Raw genomic sequence first — 15806 nt, 5'->3', positions numbered from 1 at the left:
CGGTCATCTCGCGTTCTTGTTCTCGTAGTGGTTGCGCAGCCAGATCGCGAACGAGTTCATCGTCAGCAGCACGGCCAGCATGAGGATCACACCGGCGGCGGCGAGGACGCGGAACTCCTCCTGCGGGCGACCGGCGTAGTTGTAGATCTGGACCGGCAGCACCGAGTACTGGCCCTCCAGGAAGGAGGGGTCGAACGTCACGAACGTGACGGCGCCGACCAGCAGCAGCGGCGCGGACTCACCGATCGCGCGGGAGACGGAGAGGATGAGTCCGGTCAGGATGCCCGGCAGCGCTCCCGGAAGCACGTGGTGCCAGATCGTCTGCCACTTGGTGGCGCCCAGGCCGAGCGAGCCCAGGCGGGTCGAGTTCGGCACGGCCTTGATCGCCTCACGGGCGGCGAGGATGACCGTCGGCAGCACGAGCAGGGACAGCGTGAGCGAACCCGCGGCGGCCACGAACCCGAGGCTGAGCGGGCCGCGGACGATGAACGCCAGACCCAGGATGCCGAACACGATGGAGGGCACGGCCGCCAGGTTCTGGATGTTCACCTCGATGGTGCGGTTCCACCACCGGGTCTTGTCCGCGTACTCCTCCAGGTAGATCGCCGCGCCCACGCCCACGGGGACGATGAACAGCACGACGCCGCCGATCACCCAGAGCGTGCCGAGGATCGCCGTGCGGTATCCGGCGCTCTCCGGCCGGATGGAGGACGGGCCCTCGGTGATCAGCTCCGGGTCCAGCCGGGGCGCGCCCTCGACGAGCGACCAGACGATGATGGAGACCAGGCCGAGCAGGGCGACGCCCATGCCGAGCAGCAGCAGGGCCCGGAACAGCACGTTGCCCACGCGGTCGGCGCGCGACGACGTGGTGAAGATGCTGTCGGTGGCCGCCCGGGCTCCCGCGACGGCCAGCCGCGACCTCTGGGGCCGCTTTCCCTTGTCGATGACCATTTACTCGTACACCTCACGGAAGCGGCGGACCAGACGGGTCGCGATGATGTTCATGACCAGCGTCATCGAGAAGAGCAGGGTGCCGACGGCGAAGATCGTGTCGTAGACGATCGTGCCCTGCGGGATGTCGCCGGTCGCGGTGCCGCCGATGTAGGCGGTCATGGTCTGGGCGGAGTTGAACCAGTCGAAGGTCAGGTTCGGGTTGCCCGCGCCCGCGGCGATGAGGACGACCATCGTCTCGCCGATCGCCCGGGAGGTGCCGAGCACGATCCCGGCGATGATGCCGGAGATCGCGGCCGGGAACACCACGCGCAGGGTCACCCGCATCTTGCTGGCCCCGAGCGCGTAGGCGCCCTCCCGGAGCCCGCCGGGCACCGACCGCATCGCGTCCTCGGACACGGAGGCGACCAGCGGCACGATGAGCAGGCCCACGGCCATACCCGCGATGCCGATGGAGAACGGGGTCTCCCAGGGGAAGAACGGGAACAGGCTCTCCGCGATCGGGCGCATGAAGAAGAACGCGAAGAGGCCGATCGCGACGGTGGGGATGCCCTCCAGGACCTCCAGCACCGGCTTGATCGTCTTGCGCACGCGCGGCGAGGCGTACTCGGACAGGTAGACGGCGGAGGCGAGACCGACCGGGATCGCGACCAGGAGAGCGGTCACGACGACGATCATCGTGCCCACGACGATCGGCAGGACACCGAAGGACGGGTTGGCGAACGCGGGCTGCCAGACGGTGCCGAAGAGGAACTCGGAGAAGGTGATCTCCCCGAAGAAGCTCACCGTGGGAATCACCAGGGCGACGACGATCCCGGTGGTGACGATGATGGAGAAGGCCGCGCACAGGGCGAGGAGGAACTTGATGGTCTTCTCGCCCAGGTGGGAGGATCCGGCGCCCGCCAACGGCCGGCGCTGCTCAGCGCCGGCCGGAGGGGTCGCCATGCTGCTTTTTGCCATGGCTTGTGTGCTCTCGGATCGAGGACGGTCAGGAGGTGAGGGACTCGATCTGCTCGTTGGCCGTGGTCATCTGCTCCTCGGTCAGCGGGACGTAACCGGCGGTCTCGCTGATCTGGGCGGAGTTCTCGATGTAGAAGTTCATGAAGTCCACGGCGGCCTGCTCCTGGAGGGCGACGTCACTGGCGTAGACGAAGAGCCCGCGGCCCAGGGGGGCGTAGGAACCGTTCTGGACGTTCTCCAGGGAGGGCTCGGTGCAGCCATCGCCGGAGTCGATCTGGAGCGGCTTGACCGCGTCGCCCGCCTCGGTGAAGTAGGAGTAGGGGATGTAGGCCATGGCGCCCGCGTCGCCCTCGACGCCGACGACGGCGGCCTGGTCGTCCTCGCCGATGTCGGTGTAGTCGTTGCGGATCACGCCCTCCTCACCGTTGATGGCCTCGGTGAAGTAGTCGAACGTGCCGGAGGAGGAACCGGGGCCGTAGAGGGTGATGTCCTCGCCGGAGAGGTCGCCCACGTCGAGCCCGTCGACGTCACCCCAGGTGGAGACGGTGGAGCCCTCGTTCCAGATCTGGCTGGCCTGGTCGACGGTGATGCACTCGAGCGGGTTCTCGGGGTTGACCACGATGGCGAGGGCGTCGTTGGCGACCTGGACGCTCTCGAACGCGATGTCGTTGCCCTCGCAGGCGGCGATCTCGTCCTCGCTGATCTCGCGCGAGGCGTCGTTCATGTCGGTCTCGCCGTTGCAGAACTTCTCGAACCCGCCGCCGGTGCCGGACTGGGCGACCGACACCTGGACGCCGGAGTTCTCCTCCATGAACATCTCGGCGGCGACCTCGGAGAGGGGGCCGACGGTGCTCGAACCGTCGATCGAGATCGTGCCGGACAGCTCCGAACCGCCGTCGGCGCCGTCCTCACCGCCGCCGTTCCCACCGCACGCGGTGAGGATGAACGGAACCGCTCCGGCGACGCCGGCGACCTGAAGCCACTTCTTGGAGATCACGTGGGAATCCTCGACTCGTTACTTTCGGCCGGCGGGGGATGCCGACCCGGTGCAGGGACCGCCCGGCGTGTCCCGCCGAGCACGTTCCCCATGCAAGGCGGTCCGACTGATCAGGGAAAAGAGAAAAGATGAACGAAAGGTGAAGGAGCCGACTCAATTCAATCCATGCCCCGCCAGGGCGCCACCAAGAGGATTCCCGTGGCCACGCGGAGTGACATCTCCCCTCGTGCCGCCACCCGGGCGCCGCGCCCTTCCTGGCCCGCGACGCGCCCCGATACGCTGGCGCGGACCGCAGCCAGCGCCGAGAAGGGGGACCCCATGTCCGACACCAACGAGTACGCGACGACCTTCGCGTTCGTCGACGCCGACAGCGACGGCCTCATCTCCGCCCAGGAGTACGCCGACCTGATGCACCGCCTGGGCGACAGCTGCACCGAGGAGCAGGCCCGCAAGGCGATCGAGGCGATGGACCAGGACGGCGACGGGATGATCACCCTGGAGGAGTTCACCGACTACATGTCGGGCGAGGACTGATCCTTCGCGCGCACCCCCGCCGGACCGGCCGTCAGCGTGACCAGCGCCAGGCCAGTTCGGCTCCCTCCGGCGGCGGGCCCGGCAGCGCCGCCGCCCGCTCCCCCTCCGACCGCTCCCCGGCGGCCGCCATGCCGGAGATGAGCAGTGCCAGGTGGCGCTCCCGCAGCCGCCGGGTGCGCTCGGGGTCGGGCAGCCGGATCGCGGCGCACCCCTCCAGGACCAGGGTCACGTCGTCGGGGACGACGTCCGGCCTCAGGCACCCCGCCTCCCGGGCCCTGACCACCAGTGCGGCGCCCAGCTCGGCGGCGCGCACGGCGTCGCGGTTCATCTCCTCCGTGGGGGTGAACGATCCCGCCAGGTGCACGGCGAGCGAGTGCACGTCGGCGTCCACGACCCTCCTGAGGAAACCGGTGAGGGCCCGCCAGGGATCCGGGTCCCCCGCCGCCCGCTCGGCCTCCGCGGCGAACGTGAGCAGACCGTCGTGGCAGAGCCTGCGCAGCAGTTCCTCCTTGCCCTTGTAGCGCCGGTACAGGGCGCTGATCCCGACCCCCGCCCGGGCGGCGACGGCCGAGACGGGCGCCTTGGGATCCTCGACGAACACCGCGCGGGCGGCCTCCAGGATCACCTCGTCGTTGCGCGCGGCCTGACCCCGGCGACCGGGGAGCCCGGCACCCCGACCGCCGCCGTCGGCCTTCTCCTCTTTTTTCTTCACCATGGAGCCATCCTAGCAGTGGAACGGATCATTCCGTTCTGGTACAGTCAAGGGGAACGAAACATTCCGCTCCAAGGAGGATCAGCATGAGCCACCCCCGGATCCGCCCGTTCCGCGTCGAGGTCCCGCAGACCGCCCTGGACGACCTGGAGCAGCGGCTGCGCCGCACCCTGCCCCCCAACGAGCTGCCCGACGCCGGGGACGACTACGGGGTCTCCGGCGAGCGCGTGCGCGGCCTGCTGCGGTACTGGCTGGAGGAGTTCGACTGGCGCGCCCTGGAGGCGCGGCTGAACGCCCACCCGCAGTTCACGACGGAGATCGACGGGGAGGACATCCACTTCCTCCACGTCACGTCCTCCCGCGAGGACGCCACGCCGCTGCTCCTCACGCACGGCTGGCCCGGATCGGTCCTGGAGTACCTGGAGGCCATCGCCCCGCTGGCGGAGCCGGAGTCCCCGGAGGACCCCGCCTTCCACCTGGTGATCCCCTCGCTGCCCGGGTTCGGCTTCTCCGGCCCGACCCGCAGCAGGGGATGGGGCACCCAGCGCACGGCCCGCGCCTGGGCGGAGCTCATGCGGCGGCTGGGCTACGCCTCCTACGGACTGGTGGGCAACGACGCGGGTTCGATGATCGCGCCCGAGGTCGGCAGGCTCGCCCCGGACAGCGTCGTCGGGGTGCACGTCACCCAGCTGTTCTCGTTCCCCTCCGGCGACCCCGCGGAGTTCGCCGGGCTGAGCGAGGAGGACCAGGGAGCCCTGGCCCACCTCCAGTGGTTCTACGAGAACAAGTTCTCCTTCAACACCCTGCACAGCCAGCAGCCGCAGACCCTGGCGTTCGCGCTGGCCGACTCCCCCGCCGGCCTGCTCGCCTGGAACTCCCAGCTGATGGACACGACGCTGGACGACGCGTTCGTGGTGGGGAACGTGGCCCTGTACTGGCTGACCGGCACGGCCGCGTCGTCGATCCGCTTCTACTACGAGGACGACAAGGCCAAGCGGGAGGAGGCGGGGCCGACCACCGTCCCCACGGCCCTGGCGATGTTCGAGGGCGACTTCCGTTCGATCCGCGCCTTCGCCGAGCGCGACCACGCCGACATCGTGCGCTGGAACTCCTACGGGTCGGGGGGCCACTACGCGGCACACGCGGCGACGGACACCCTGGTCGGTGACGTCAGGGCCTTCTTCGCCGGACTGGTCGGCTGAGGCGGTCGCGCCGCCGGGGCCGCGGGCGCGCCCGCGGCCCCACCGGCCACCCGGCCCGCCGCCGCCCGGGGCGGCGGCGGGTCACCCCCGGCTCAGCCGCCCGCGGCCGCCGCGCGGGGCCCGCCGGCCACGTAGACGACGTCGGGCACGCCCCGGGCCACGGGCACCTCGACGACCTCCACCGAGACGAAGCGGGCGCGCAGCGCCGCCTCGAACGCGGGCGCGCTGTCGGCGCTCCAGAAGGACAGCAGCCCGCCCGGGGCGAGCAGCCCGGTGAGCGCGTCCAGCCCGGCGTCCCCGTAGAGCCGGCCGTTGCCCTCGACGACCGTCCAGTCGGGGCCGTTGTCGGTGTCGAGGCAGATGACGTCGTAGCGGACCGGGTCGGCGGCGGACCGGGCGCCGTCGAGCCAGGCCACGATGTCGGCGTTGTACACCCGGCAGCGCGGGTCGCGGTGGACGTACCCGGCCGCCTCGCCGAGTTCGCCGTCGTGCCAGGCGATCACCCGCGGTTCGAGTTCGACCACGTCGACGCGGGCCACCCGGGGGTGGTCGAGGGCCTCGCGCGCGGAGAAGCCCACCCCGAGTCCCCCGATCAGCACGCGTGCGAGGGACCGCCCGCGGGGCAGCGCGGACAGGCTGGCCCGCACCATCTCCCGTTCCGACGTGCCGTCGCGGGTGTCCATGAGGAACACCCCGTTCGAGTAGATCTCGTAGTGCGCGCCGACCCGGCGCAGCACCAGGTCGCCTCCGGTCTCACCGGTCACCCGCTCCAGGGTGACCGTCTCCTCCCCGGCGATGGTGTGCGCCTCCCGCTCCGTCCTTCGCTGTTCCATGCCCACATTGTGCCCCCGCGTCACGACGCAGTGTCCCGGCGGACTCGTCCAGCAGGGGGAGGAAGGCGGACACGGCCGGGGAGGGCGCGATCCCGCGGGCGGTGGCCGCGTAGACGGTCCTGGGCGGCAGGTCGTCGGGGTGCACGGGAACCACCGCGAGGTCGGGCCGGACCACGCCCGCCGCCAGGGACGGCACGAGGGTGACCCCGAGTCCCGCCGCGACGTAGCCCTGTTTGGCGATCCACTCCGCCACGACGCAGCGGACCCTGGGCCGGAACCCGGTGCGCAGCGCCGCGCCGATCAGGGTGTCCTCGGGCTCCTGGCGGCCGGTGATCCACTCCTCGTCGGCCAGGTCCGCCAGGCGCAGGCACGCGCGGTCGGCGAGCCGGTGCGTGCGGGGCAGCGCCACGGACATCACGTCGTCGAGCAGGGGGCGCAGGTCCAGACCGTCCAGGGACGCCGCCCCGGTGGTGCTGAGCACGGCCACGTCGATGTCGCCCGCCGCCAGCCGCGCCGCCAGGCGGGTGGTCATACCCTCCTCCGCGGTGACGTCGAGCCCCGGGTGGCGGGCGCGCAGGGCGGCCACGGCCGCGGGTACCAGGGCTGCGTTGGCGGTCGCGAAGGCGCCGACGCCGAGGCGGCCGGCCCGCGTCTCACGCAGGGCCGCGAGGTCGCGGTGGGCGTTGTCCAGCCGACGCAGCACGGCCTCGGCGTGCTCCAGCAGGCAGCGGCCGTGCTCGGTGAGCCGGACGCCCCGCGGCAGCCGGTCGAACAGAGCGGCACCGGCCCCGTTCTCCAGCGCGGAGATCTGCCGCGAGACCGCGGACTGGGTGTAGTCCAGCTCCCGCGCGGCGGAGGTGAAGGAGCCGTGCCGCGCCACGACGCTGAACACGCGGAGCCAGGACGTGTGGAAGCCATGCGGTTCTGACATGGCAGCCATGCTATTCATTCGCTTGTGGCAGAGCTGGTCCCGGATCTAGCGTCGCGGACATGAACGAGATCGCCTTCCTCGGCCTGGGCTCCATGGGAGCGCCCATGGCCCGCCGACTCATCGCCGCCGGCCACCCGGTGACCGTCTGGAACCGGACCGGCGCCCGGACCGCTCCGCTCGCCGCCGACGGCGCGCGGGTCGCCGACACCCCCGCCGAGGCGGTGGGCCGCGCCGACATCGTCCTCACCATGCTCGCCGACCCCGCCGCGGTCCTCGCGGTCGCCGACGCCGCCGTGCCCGCCCTGCGGCCCGGAACACACGTCGTGGACCTGTCCACCATCGGCCCGGACGCCACCGCCGAACTGGTCGACCGCCTGCCGCCGGGCGTGGCACTGGTCGACGCGCCCGTCATGGGCAGCGTCGACCGCGCGGCGAACGGGACCCTGACGGTGCTGGCGGGCGGCGACACCGACCCGGTCGAACCGGTCCTGGCCGAGCTGGGCACGGTGGTCCGCTGCGGTCCCCCCGGGTCGGGGGCGGCACTGAAGCTGGTGCTGATCAACGCCGCCATCGGTGGCGTGGCGCTGGTCGGCGAGGCCCTCGCCCTGGCCGACGCGCTGGGCCTGCCCGGTGAGCTGACCCGCGACGCGCTGGGGCGGGGGCCGCTGGCCGGGGCGCTGCGGCGGGCGCAGGACACCGGATCCCACTTCCCGGTCGCGCTCGCGGCCAAGGACGTCGGCCTGGCCCGCGCGGTGGCCGACCTGCCCCTCTCGGGCGCGGTGCACGGGCTGCTCACCGCCGACCCCGGGATCGCCGACCAGGATCTGGCCCGGCTCGCCGACAGCATCCGCGCCGGCCGCCAGGGGGACCGGTGAGGTCCACACCGCGCAACCCCGGGGGAGCAACCCGGGCTACCGGCGGGTAGGTTGGGCGTCGGCGCGCCACGAGAGGAGTGTGCATGACCGTGAACACCCGCCTGGACAGACTGCGCGCGATGGCCCCGCGCGCCCTGGGAGGCCTGTTCGTCGCCGCGGGGGCGCTGCACTTCGCCGCGCCCCGACCCTTCGAGGCGATCATGCCCCGACGGCTGCCCGCCCACCGGGCCTTCGTGTACGGCAGCGGCGCGGCCGAACTGGCCTGCGGTGTCGGACTGCTGACCCGCCGGCGGTGGGCCGGTCCGGCCAGCGCCGCGCTGCTGGTCGCGGTGTGGCCCGCCAACGTGCGGATGGCCCTGGACGCGGGTTCGGGGCGGCTTCCCGCGGTCGCCGACAACAAGCTGGTCGCCTGGGGTCGGGTCCCCCTCCAGATCCCCCTGATCTGGGCGGCCCTCCAGGCCCGGCCGAGGCGGGGCGGCCCCTCCGGAAGCTGATCGTCGCCGGGGCGGCCTCACGCCCCGGCGACACCTCCCTCACCCCCCTGGGCGCGCCGGGTTCCCCGGGGTACCCTGACGTCGATTGGGAGCGCTCCCAAACAGGGGCCCGCCCGATCCGCCGGCAACGGGGAGCGAGAAGAATCCGAGCGAAGCACAGCGGGGGCCGACCACGGAGGAGAGGACTCATGTCCCGAACACGTACAGCCATCGGAGCCGGAGCGGGCGCCGTCTGCGCCCTGGCCGTCGCAGCCGCGCTGCTCAGCGTGGCTCCGGCCACCGCGGAGGAACCCGGGTTCTACGTCAACCCCGACACCCAGGCGGCCGCATGGGTCCGGGAGCACCCGGACGACCCGCGGGCCGACGTCATCGGCGACCGCATCGCCTCGGTCGCCCAGGCCACATGGTTCACCGAGTACAACCCCGACGAGGTCCGCGACGAGGTCGACGCGGTGGTCGGCGCCGCGGACGACCAGGGGAAGGTCCCCATCCTGGTCGTCTACAACATCCCCGGGCGCGACTGCGGCAACCACAGCGGCGGCGGGGCGCCCAGCCACGAGGCCTACCGCTCCTGGGTGGAGGAGGTGGCCGCCGGCCTGGAGGGCCGCCCCGCCACCATCGTCCTGGAGCCCGACGCCCTCCCCCTGGTGAGCGCCTGCAGCGACCCCTCCGAACTCCTGGACTCGATGGCCCACGCGGGCCGGGCGCTCATGGCGGGCTCCGCCGACGCCCGGGTGTACTTCGACATCGGGCACTCGGCCTGGCTGACCCCCCAGTCCGCCGCCGACCTGCTCAACGGCGCGGACATCGCCGACAGCGCGCACGGCATCGCCACCAACACCTCCAACTACAACCGGACCGAGGACGAGGTCGCCTTCGCCGAGTCCGTCATCGCCGCCACCGGGGTCCCCGGGCTCGGAGCCGTGATCGACACCAGCCGCAACGGCAACGGCCCCGCCCCCGACGACGAGTGGTGCGACCCGCCGGGGCGGATGATCGGCCGCCCCAGCACCACCGACACCGGCCACCCGATGATCGACGCCTTCCTGTGGACCAAGCTGCCGGGCGAGGCCGACGGCTGCATCGCGCCCGCGGGACAGTTCGTCCCCCAGGCCGCCTACGACATGGCGGTGAACGCGCCCCGGCCCACGGAGGAACCCTCCGACCCCGGCGGGGAACCGAGCGGTCCCCCCTCCGGGGAGGACTGCACGGCCGAGTACCGGACCGTCTCCACCTGGTCGGACGGCTTCCAGGCGGCGGTGACGGTCACCGCCGGGTCGGCGCTCTCCGGCTGGACCGTGACGTGGACCAGCACCGACGGCCAGCGCGTCGTCCAGGGCTGGAACGCCGACATCACGACCGACGGGGCACGGGTCACCGCCACCGACGCGGGCTGGAACGGGACGCTCGGCCCCGGCGACAGCACCGAATTCGGGTTCACCGGAACCCACGACGGCGCCCCCGGCGTACCGGACGTGGTCTGCTCGGCGGACTGAGCACCGACCGCGCGGGGCGGGACGGGTTCCGTTCCGCCCCCCGCCGTGGGCACGGCGGGCCCGTGTCAGGCCACGGCCGGGGCCGGGGTCCCCCGGCCCGCCGCCACCCGGTGCACGACCGCGACCGGCACCGCGCACACCCAGCCCGTGCCCACGCCCCACAGCAGGCCGCTGAGTGCCCCGGAGAGCGCGAAGCCGAACACCGCCGCGGGGCCCACTCCTGTGGCGAGCGCGTCGGCGGCGGCGCGCAGGACTCCGGCGGCCACCAGGCCGAGCAGGACGGCGGCCCAGACGGAGAGCAGGAACCGCGGGGAGTTGGCGCCGGGCCGACGCCTCAGGGCGCGGTACGTCCACCACACGGTGACCCCGGCGAGGACCACCACGGCCAGGAGTTCCGTCCCGTGGTGCCAGGACGGCTCGCCCACGGTCGGGGGGCCGAGCCGGGGGAAGGCGAAGGGGACGCCGAACGCGGACGGCAGGAGGAGCCAGGCGGCGCGGGCGCCGAGCCAGGCCGTGAACCCGCCGTTGCCCAGGAGTGCGCAGGGCAGGAGCGCCGCGAAACCGGCGGCACCGGCCAGACGTATATTGCGAATTTTATTCACCTTTTGCATCCTAGTGATCCGCGTCTCATCCGACACCCCCGCTCCGACGCCCCCTCGCCCCCATCCCCCGAAAGGGCGGTGCCGATGCCGCGCCAGACCCGAGGCCCACTCCCCCGCCGACTCACCACCGCCGCCCTCGTGGCGCTCGCACTGCTCCTGACCACCGCCGTCGCGGTCGTCACCGAGCACGATCCCGGGCCCACGCGCTACCTGACCGACGACCGGGGGCGCGCCCTGTTCCTGCACGGGTTCAACACCTCCGGCTCGGCCAAGTCCGATCCCGAGCGCCTGCCCTGGATCACGGAGGAGGCCGTCCAGCGCGAGTACGACCTCATGGGCACCAACTTCGTCCGCCTGCTCGTCCAGTGGCAGGCGCTCGAACCGGAGCGGGGGGTCTACGACCAGGCGTACCTGGACGCGGTCGCCGAACGCGTCGACTGGTACGCCGAGCGCGGCTACCACGTCCTCCTGGACATGCACCAGGACCTCTACGGACGGTTCACCAGCCCCGAGCGGCACTCCGGCAACGGAGCTCCCGAGTGGGCCACCCACACCGACGGCCTGCGCGTGCGACAGCGCCAGATGTGGGAGCTGGTCTACCTGGAGCCCGGCGTCGTCCGGGCCTTCGACCACTTCTGGGGCACCACCGGCGACCACCCCGGACTGATGGACGGGTACGCCGCCGCCTGGGCGCACGTCGCCGCGCGCTTCGCGGACGAACCGGCGGTCATCGGCTACGACCTGATGAACGAGCCCTTCGGCGGCAGCCTCCAGGGGCCCGACTTCGAGAACGGCCCCCTCGCCGAGCTGTACCGCCGCTGCGCCGCGCGGATCCGCGAGGTCGACCAGGACACCTGGCTCTTCGTCGAGGGGCAGGCCGTGGGGGTCAACTGGGGCACGCCGTCGGCCCTGCCGCACCTGGCGGACCCGCGCGAGGGGGAGCCCCGGATCGTCTACGCACCGCACGCCTACCCGCTGCCCATGGACCTCGGACAGCCGTACGCGGGCGAGTCGCGGGAGACGGTGGACACGAGCATCGAGCTGTGGTCGGCGAGCGTCCGGACCACCGCCGAACGGCTGGAGGCGCCGATCGTCCTGGGCGAGTTCGGCCTGAACGTGTCCGGACAGGGCGCCACCGACTACGTGGCGCGGATGCTGGCGGAGACCGAGCAGATGGCCGCGGGGCGGGCCTACTGGTCCAACGACCACGACGGCTGGGGGCCGTGGGCGGACGAGGAGCTCGCCCCCGGCCCCCTCGTCGGCGTGATGAACCGCGCCTACCCCCGCGCGATCGCCGGACGCCCCCTGGCGATCGACCACGACGCGGACGCCGCACGGCTCTCGGTGCGCTTCGCGGTGCGTGAGGGCGTGTCCGGACCGACCGAGCTGTACCTGCCCGAGTCCGACTATCCGGACGGGTTCGACCTGTCCGTGGACGCTCCCGACGGGGCGCGGGACTGGACCTTCGAGTGGGACGGGGACCGGCGCGTGCTGTTCGTGGACACCCCCTCGGGGGGACCCGGAGACGAGTACACGCTCACCGTCGTCCCGGGGTGATCGCGGCGACGGGCCCCGCACGGCGTGCGGGGCCCGTCGCGGACCGGGCCCTACAGGCGGCAGGCGTAGATGTCGGTGACCAGGATGGCGCGGGCACCGAGGTGCCACAGGTCGTCCATGATGCGCTGCGCGTCCTTGCGCGGCACCATCGAGCGGACCGCGACCCAGCCCTCCCGGTGCAGCGGGGAGACCGTCGGCCCCTCCATGCCCGGGGTGAGGGCCACGGCGGACTCCAGGTACTCGGCGTGGACGTCGTACTCCATCATCACGTAGTCGCGGGCGACCAGGACGCCGCGCAGGCGCCGGATCAGCTGCTCGATCTTGGCGTCCTCGCCCGCGCCCGACGGCCGGATCACGACCGCCTCGGAGACCAGGATCGGGTCGCCGAAGGTCTCCATGCCCGCCTGGCGGAGCGTGGTCCCGGTGGAGACCACGTCGGCCACCGCGTCGGCCACACCGAGCTGGACGGAGCTCTCCACGGCGCCGTCCAGGTGGATCACGCGGGCGTCGACGCCCTGTTCGTCCAGGTAGGAGCGGAGCAGGCCGTCGAAGGACGTGGCGATCCGCTTGCCGTTGAGGTCGGCGACCTTCATGCTCGCGCCGTTGGGGGCCGCGAAGCGGAAGGTGGAGGCGCCAAAGCCCAGGGCGAGGACCTCGTCCACGGCGGCGCCGGAGTCCAGCAGCATGTCACGGCCGGTGATCCCGGCCTGGAGGATGCCCTCGCCGACGTAGACGGCGATGTCCTTGGGGCGCAGGAAGAAGAACTCGGTGTCGTTGTCGGGGTCGACCATGACCAGGTCGCGAGAGCTCTTGCGCTGCCGGTACCCGGCCTCGCGCAGCATCTCGACCGCCGGTTCGGACAGCTGGCCCTTGTTGGGCACGGCGATTCGCAGCAGGTCGGACATGTGAGTGGTTCCTTCGTCGGTTCTGGTGTTGCGGGGACGTCCGGTGGGCCGGTGCGGGAGACCGGCTAGAGATGCTTGTAGACGTCCTCGAGGCGCAGGCCGCGGGCCAGCATCAGAACCTGGAGGTGGTAGAGGAGCTGCGAGATCTCTTCGGCCGCGTGGTCATCGGACTCGTACTCGGCGGCCATCCAGACCTCCGCCGCCTCCTCCACGACCTTCTTGCCGATGGCATGGACACCGGCGTCGAGTTGGGCGACGGTCCCGGACCCCTCGGGGCGGGAGCGTGCCTTCTCGGACAGCTCGGCGAACAGCTCTTCGAAGGTCTTCATGGTGTCTTTCCTCGACCGACAGTGCGCTACCAGCGTAGGCGGTCCGAGAGCCCGCCGCCGCACAGGGACGCGGATGTCTCACGATGTGGTCGAAACATCCGGTGAACGACCCTGCGCGCGGGCGGGGGCGGGGCTCAGCCGAGACGGCGGCCCAGGGCGCGCACGACCGAGCGCGGCAGGACCCTGAGGATGCCGTCGGCGGTCTTGTACTGGGCGCCCGGGACGACGTGTGAGCGCCCGGCGGACCAGGCGCGCAGCGCGTCGCGCACGATCTGGGCCTTGGACACGAAGGCGAACTCGGGCAGGCCCCGCTCCTGGACGGCGCGGGTCATGTCGGTACGCACGAACCCGGGCAGGACCACGGTGACCCGCACGCCCTTCTTCCGGACCTCGGCGGCCACGCTCTCGCTCCACAGGGTGACGAACTTCTTGCCGCCCCCGTACACCGAACCGCCCGGGTTCACGGCGGGCTCACCGGCCAGCGACGACACGTTGATCACCCCGAGCCCGGTGCTCTCGCCCGCAGCGCGCCGCGCGATCTGGACGGGCAGGACCGCGCGGGTGAGCTGGAGGACGGCGCGGACGTTGAGGTCGATCATGGCGTCGATCTCGTCGGGGTCCTGGGAGGCGAACGCGCCGCCGTCCCCGCGCCCGGCGTTGTTGACGAGCAGGTCGACCGGTGCGTCGTCGCCCCCGCCGTCGGCGGACAGGCGCTCGGCCACCCGCGTGACGCCCTCACGGCCGCCGAGGTCGGCGGGGAGGGTCTCGACGGCGGTGCCGTAGGTCTCACGGATCTCCTCCGCGAGCTCGTCCAGGAGGGCCGCGCGGCGGGCGACGAGCACGAGCGCGTACCCGCGCTGGGCCAGCCTGCGCGCGAACTCCTCACCGATGCCGCTGGAGGCACCGGTGACCAGCGCGGTCCGGGAACGGGGGGCGGTTCCTGCGGTGTCGTCCTCATGGCTCATGGGGGTCAGCCTACGGCCCGCCCGAGAGGCCGCTCCGCGGCGGAGTGCACACCCTCGACCGACGCCTGCGGAGCGGCACCCCCGCCCGCGGGAGCGCCGCACGCGGCCCCGTTCACACCGCCGGAACGTGCGGGACGCGAGGAGTTGACGCCGACACCTCCCGTCGGCGCGCGCCAGCCGCTAGCGTTCGGGTATGGCCGAGACCACGAGTCCCACCGGACCTCTCACCGCCCTCAGGCTGGACGAACGCCTGCGCGACACCAAGCTCTTCTTCACCCAGGCGGTACGGACCTTCCACGCCACCGGTTCCGTCGTCCCGAGCGGCAGAGCCCTGGCCGACGCCCTGGCCGAGTTCGTACGGGAGCGCCCCGACCCCGACCACCCGCTGCGGATCATGGAGGCGGGCGCCGGGACCGGCGCGATCACCCGCGGTATCGCCGCCGCCATGCGCCCCGGTGACACCGTCGACCTGGTGGAGGCCAACCCCGCCTTCGCCGCCCACGTCGAGGATCTGCTGAGCACCGACCCCGAACTGTCGAGGATCGCCGACAGCGCCACGGTGCACGCGATGCTCGTCAACGACATGGACACCGACCGGGTCTACGACGTGATCGTCTCCGGGCTGCCCTTCGCCAACTTCACGGCGGAGGCGGTCGGGGAGATCCTCGACCACTACTTCGAGGTGCTGAGGCCGGGCGGGACGCTGTCCTTCTACGGCTACCTCTACACCAAGGAGGTCAAGGCGGTCATCGCGCGCCGCGAGGACTACCTGCGCCAGGCGAGGACGAGCTGGCTGGTGCAGGACTGGATCGACCGCTACGGGATCCGCTCCGAGCGGGTGCTCGCCAACTTCCCGCCCGCCTGGGTGCACCACCTGCGCAAACCCGCCTGATCCCGACACAGGGAGCCGCGTTCCGCCCGGCCCCGCTCCCCTCGCCGGGGGCGGGGCCCCGCCGTGCGGCCGGACGGCGGGGCGGGGCCCCGCCCCCGGGCCACGGTCCCGTGGAGAAGGACATTCCGCCGACTTCGGATGGCAAAACATCCATGTGACGCGATTTGCCCGTATTGAGTGTCGCGAGAACCCATGTTGCGCGGGTAGTCTCACGTTGGCTTCTTGAGGACCCGGCCTTGTCCCGGCCGACTGTTAGTCCAGTCTGTCCGTGTTCACACCAAATATTCCCAAGGTCTGATTCAAGTCCCCTGAAGCCCGTCCCGCGCCACAAGCCCTGGGCTCTACGTTCTTCACACCAGCTGCGGTGTGCGCCCGAACCATGCGCGCGGACTCCCGTACCTCACCGACGTCCCCAGGTCGACGAAGACCTATGGAGGAGGCAACGTGACGCTCACCCAGGCGGCCGGAACGGCCCCAGGACTGTCCGGCCGGACCGGCGACACGACCCCAGAGGCCCTGCCCGTGGATGTGCGTAGGCGGGTGTCCGCCCTGGCCCGCACACCACGCCTCC

Annotated in this window: 17 protein-coding genes; 7 read left to right on the top strand and 10 right to left on the bottom strand. The window is 72.2% G+C overall.

Annotation, left to right across the window (positions count from 1 at the left end; translation table 11 throughout):
* Positions 1-3 precede the first annotated feature (3 nt).
* The 3 genes from pstA to ACTVAJ_RS25505 are packed head-to-tail and all read right to left on the bottom strand — an operon-like array spanning position 4 to position 2908.
* A complete protein-coding gene (gene pstA / locus ACTVAJ_RS25515; RefSeq protein WP_470390809.1) occupies positions 4-951 on the bottom strand; it encodes a phosphate ABC transporter permease PstA in 948 nt (315 codons plus the stop codon).
* Positions 952-1911: a phosphate ABC transporter permease subunit PstC gene (gene pstC, locus ACTVAJ_RS25510; protein WP_470390808.1), complete on the bottom strand. Its 960-nt coding sequence runs from the start codon at positions 1909-1911 to the stop codon at positions 952-954.
* Between the two features lie 28 nt (positions 1912-1939).
* Positions 1940-2908: a PstS family phosphate ABC transporter substrate-binding protein gene (locus ACTVAJ_RS25505; RefSeq protein WP_470390807.1), complete on the bottom strand. Its 969-nt coding sequence runs from the start codon at positions 2906-2908 to the stop codon at positions 1940-1942.
* Positions 2909-3226: 318 nt separating this feature from the next.
* On the opposite strand from ACTVAJ_RS25505, the gene ACTVAJ_RS25500 reads away from it, so the two are divergent.
* A complete protein-coding gene (locus ACTVAJ_RS25500; RefSeq protein WP_470390806.1) occupies positions 3227-3442 on the top strand; it encodes an EF-hand domain-containing protein in 216 nt (71 codons plus the stop codon).
* 31 nt (positions 3443-3473) lie between these two features.
* Here the strand turns inward: ACTVAJ_RS25500 and ACTVAJ_RS25495 are convergent, their stop codons facing one another.
* On the bottom strand, positions 3474-4157 hold the full coding sequence (locus tag ACTVAJ_RS25495) for a TetR/AcrR family transcriptional regulator (RefSeq protein ID WP_470390805.1): 684 nt from the start codon (positions 4155-4157) through the stop codon (positions 3474-3476).
* Between the two features lie 83 nt (positions 4158-4240).
* Here ACTVAJ_RS25495 and ACTVAJ_RS25490 point away from each other — a divergent pair, with 83 nt between their 5' ends.
* On the top strand, positions 4241-5356 hold the full coding sequence (locus ACTVAJ_RS25490) for an epoxide hydrolase family protein (protein WP_470390804.1): 1116 nt from the start codon (positions 4241-4243) through the stop codon (positions 5354-5356).
* A gap of 92 nt (positions 5357-5448) precedes the next feature.
* Here the strand turns inward: ACTVAJ_RS25490 and ACTVAJ_RS25485 are convergent, their stop codons facing one another.
* Positions 5449-6189, bottom strand: coding sequence for a spermine/spermidine synthase domain-containing protein (locus ACTVAJ_RS25485; RefSeq protein WP_470390803.1), 741 nt, complete (start codon positions 6187-6189; stop codon positions 5449-5451).
* Complete coding sequence (locus tag ACTVAJ_RS25480) at positions 6110-7120, bottom strand: LysR family transcriptional regulator (RefSeq protein ID WP_470390802.1); 1011 nt, start codon at positions 7118-7120, stop codon at positions 6110-6112. Before ACTVAJ_RS25480 ends, ACTVAJ_RS25485 begins: the two co-directional genes overlap by 80 nt.
* A gap of 59 nt (positions 7121-7179) precedes the next feature.
* Here ACTVAJ_RS25480 and ACTVAJ_RS25475 point away from each other — a divergent pair, with 59 nt between their 5' ends.
* From ACTVAJ_RS25475 to ACTVAJ_RS25465, 3 genes are all read left to right on the top strand, one after another.
* Positions 7180-7995, top strand: coding sequence for an NAD(P)-dependent oxidoreductase (locus ACTVAJ_RS25475; RefSeq protein WP_470390801.1), 816 nt, complete (start codon positions 7180-7182; stop codon positions 7993-7995).
* A gap of 83 nt (positions 7996-8078) precedes the next feature.
* Positions 8079-8489: a DoxX family protein gene (locus tag ACTVAJ_RS25470; protein ID WP_470390799.1), complete on the top strand. Its 411-nt coding sequence runs from the start codon at positions 8079-8081 to the stop codon at positions 8487-8489.
* A gap of 188 nt (positions 8490-8677) precedes the next feature.
* Positions 8678-9985, top strand: a complete 1308-nt coding sequence (locus tag ACTVAJ_RS25465; RefSeq protein WP_470390798.1) for a glycoside hydrolase family 6 protein — start codon at positions 8678-8680, stop codon at positions 9983-9985.
* A gap of 65 nt (positions 9986-10050) precedes the next feature.
* Here the strand turns inward: ACTVAJ_RS25465 and ACTVAJ_RS25460 are convergent, their stop codons facing one another.
* Complete coding sequence (locus tag ACTVAJ_RS25460) at positions 10051-10596, bottom strand: hypothetical protein (RefSeq protein WP_470390797.1); 546 nt, start codon at positions 10594-10596, stop codon at positions 10051-10053.
* Positions 10597-10671: 75 nt separating this feature from the next.
* Here ACTVAJ_RS25460 and ACTVAJ_RS25455 point away from each other — a divergent pair, with 75 nt between their 5' ends.
* On the top strand, positions 10672-12144 hold the full coding sequence (locus tag ACTVAJ_RS25455; protein WP_470390796.1) for a cellulase family glycosylhydrolase: 1473 nt from the start codon (positions 10672-10674) through the stop codon (positions 12142-12144).
* Positions 12145-12194: 50 nt separating this feature from the next.
* On the opposite strand, the gene hisG is transcribed toward ACTVAJ_RS25455, so the two are convergent.
* The 3 genes from hisG to ACTVAJ_RS25440 all read right to left on the bottom strand — a co-directional run bounded on the left by hisG (position 12195) and on the right by ACTVAJ_RS25440 (position 14343).
* A complete protein-coding gene (hisG, locus tag ACTVAJ_RS25450; protein WP_470390795.1) occupies positions 12195-13049 on the bottom strand; it encodes an ATP phosphoribosyltransferase in 855 nt (284 codons plus the stop codon).
* A 65-nt stretch (positions 13050-13114) separates the two neighbouring features.
* Positions 13115-13378: a phosphoribosyl-ATP diphosphatase gene (locus ACTVAJ_RS25445; RefSeq protein ID WP_017601182.1), complete on the bottom strand. Its 264-nt coding sequence runs from the start codon at positions 13376-13378 to the stop codon at positions 13115-13117.
* A gap of 134 nt (positions 13379-13512) precedes the next feature.
* Positions 13513-14343, bottom strand: a complete 831-nt coding sequence (locus ACTVAJ_RS25440; protein ID WP_470390794.1) for an SDR family NAD(P)-dependent oxidoreductase — start codon at positions 14341-14343, stop codon at positions 13513-13515.
* A gap of 193 nt (positions 14344-14536) precedes the next feature.
* On the opposite strand from ACTVAJ_RS25440, the gene ACTVAJ_RS25435 reads away from it, so the two are divergent.
* On the top strand, positions 14537-15235 hold the full coding sequence (locus tag ACTVAJ_RS25435; protein WP_470390793.1) for a class I SAM-dependent methyltransferase: 699 nt from the start codon (positions 14537-14539) through the stop codon (positions 15233-15235).
* Positions 15236-15806 lie beyond the last annotated feature (571 nt).

This window comes from Nocardiopsis sp. KDC1DS13DA1 (assembly GCF_055632325.1).
This window is presented reverse-complemented; position numbering and strand designations above follow the sequence as displayed.

Excerpts from the sequence above, each read along its gene's own strand:
- ACTVAJ_RS25455 (WP_470390796.1), top strand. The coding sequence starts at position 10,672 with ATGCCGCGCCAGACCCGAGGCCCACTCCCCCGCCGACTCACCACCGCC.
- pstC (WP_470390808.1), bottom strand. The coding sequence starts at position 1,911 with ATGGCAAAAAGCAGCATGGCGACCCCTCCGGCCGGCGCTGAGCAGCGC.
- ACTVAJ_RS25485 (WP_470390803.1), bottom strand. The coding sequence starts at position 6,189 with ATGGAACAGCGAAGGACGGAGCGGGAGGCGCACACCATCGCCGGGGAG.
- pstA (WP_470390809.1), bottom strand. The coding sequence starts at position 951 with ATGGTCATCGACAAGGGAAAGCGGCCCCAGAGGTCGCGGCTGGCCGTC.
- ACTVAJ_RS25495 (WP_470390805.1), bottom strand. The coding sequence starts at position 4,157 with ATGGTGAAGAAAAAAGAGGAGAAGGCCGACGGCGGCGGTCGGGGTGCC.
- ACTVAJ_RS25460 (WP_470390797.1), bottom strand. The coding sequence starts at position 10,596 with ATGCAAAAGGTGAATAAAATTCGCAATATACGTCTGGCCGGTGCCGCC.
- ACTVAJ_RS25490 (WP_470390804.1), top strand. The coding sequence starts at position 4,241 with ATGAGCCACCCCCGGATCCGCCCGTTCCGCGTCGAGGTCCCGCAGACC.
- hisG (WP_470390795.1), bottom strand. The coding sequence starts at position 13,049 with ATGTCCGACCTGCTGCGAATCGCCGTGCCCAACAAGGGCCAGCTGTCC.
- ACTVAJ_RS25470 (WP_470390799.1), top strand. The coding sequence starts at position 8,079 with ATGACCGTGAACACCCGCCTGGACAGACTGCGCGCGATGGCCCCGCGC.
- ACTVAJ_RS25440 (WP_470390794.1), bottom strand. The coding sequence starts at position 14,343 with ATGAGCCATGAGGACGACACCGCAGGAACCGCCCCCCGTTCCCGGACC.
- ACTVAJ_RS25435 (WP_470390793.1), top strand. The coding sequence starts at position 14,537 with ATGGCCGAGACCACGAGTCCCACCGGACCTCTCACCGCCCTCAGGCTG.
- ACTVAJ_RS25500 (WP_470390806.1), top strand. The coding sequence starts at position 3,227 with ATGTCCGACACCAACGAGTACGCGACGACCTTCGCGTTCGTCGACGCC.
- ACTVAJ_RS25445 (WP_017601182.1), bottom strand. The coding sequence starts at position 13,378 with ATGAAGACCTTCGAAGAGCTGTTCGCCGAGCTGTCCGAGAAGGCACGC.
- ACTVAJ_RS25465 (WP_470390798.1), top strand. The coding sequence starts at position 8,678 with ATGTCCCGAACACGTACAGCCATCGGAGCCGGAGCGGGCGCCGTCTGC.
- ACTVAJ_RS25475 (WP_470390801.1), top strand. The coding sequence starts at position 7,180 with ATGAACGAGATCGCCTTCCTCGGCCTGGGCTCCATGGGAGCGCCCATG.
- ACTVAJ_RS25480 (WP_470390802.1), bottom strand. The coding sequence starts at position 7,120 with ATGTCAGAACCGCATGGCTTCCACACGTCCTGGCTCCGCGTGTTCAGC.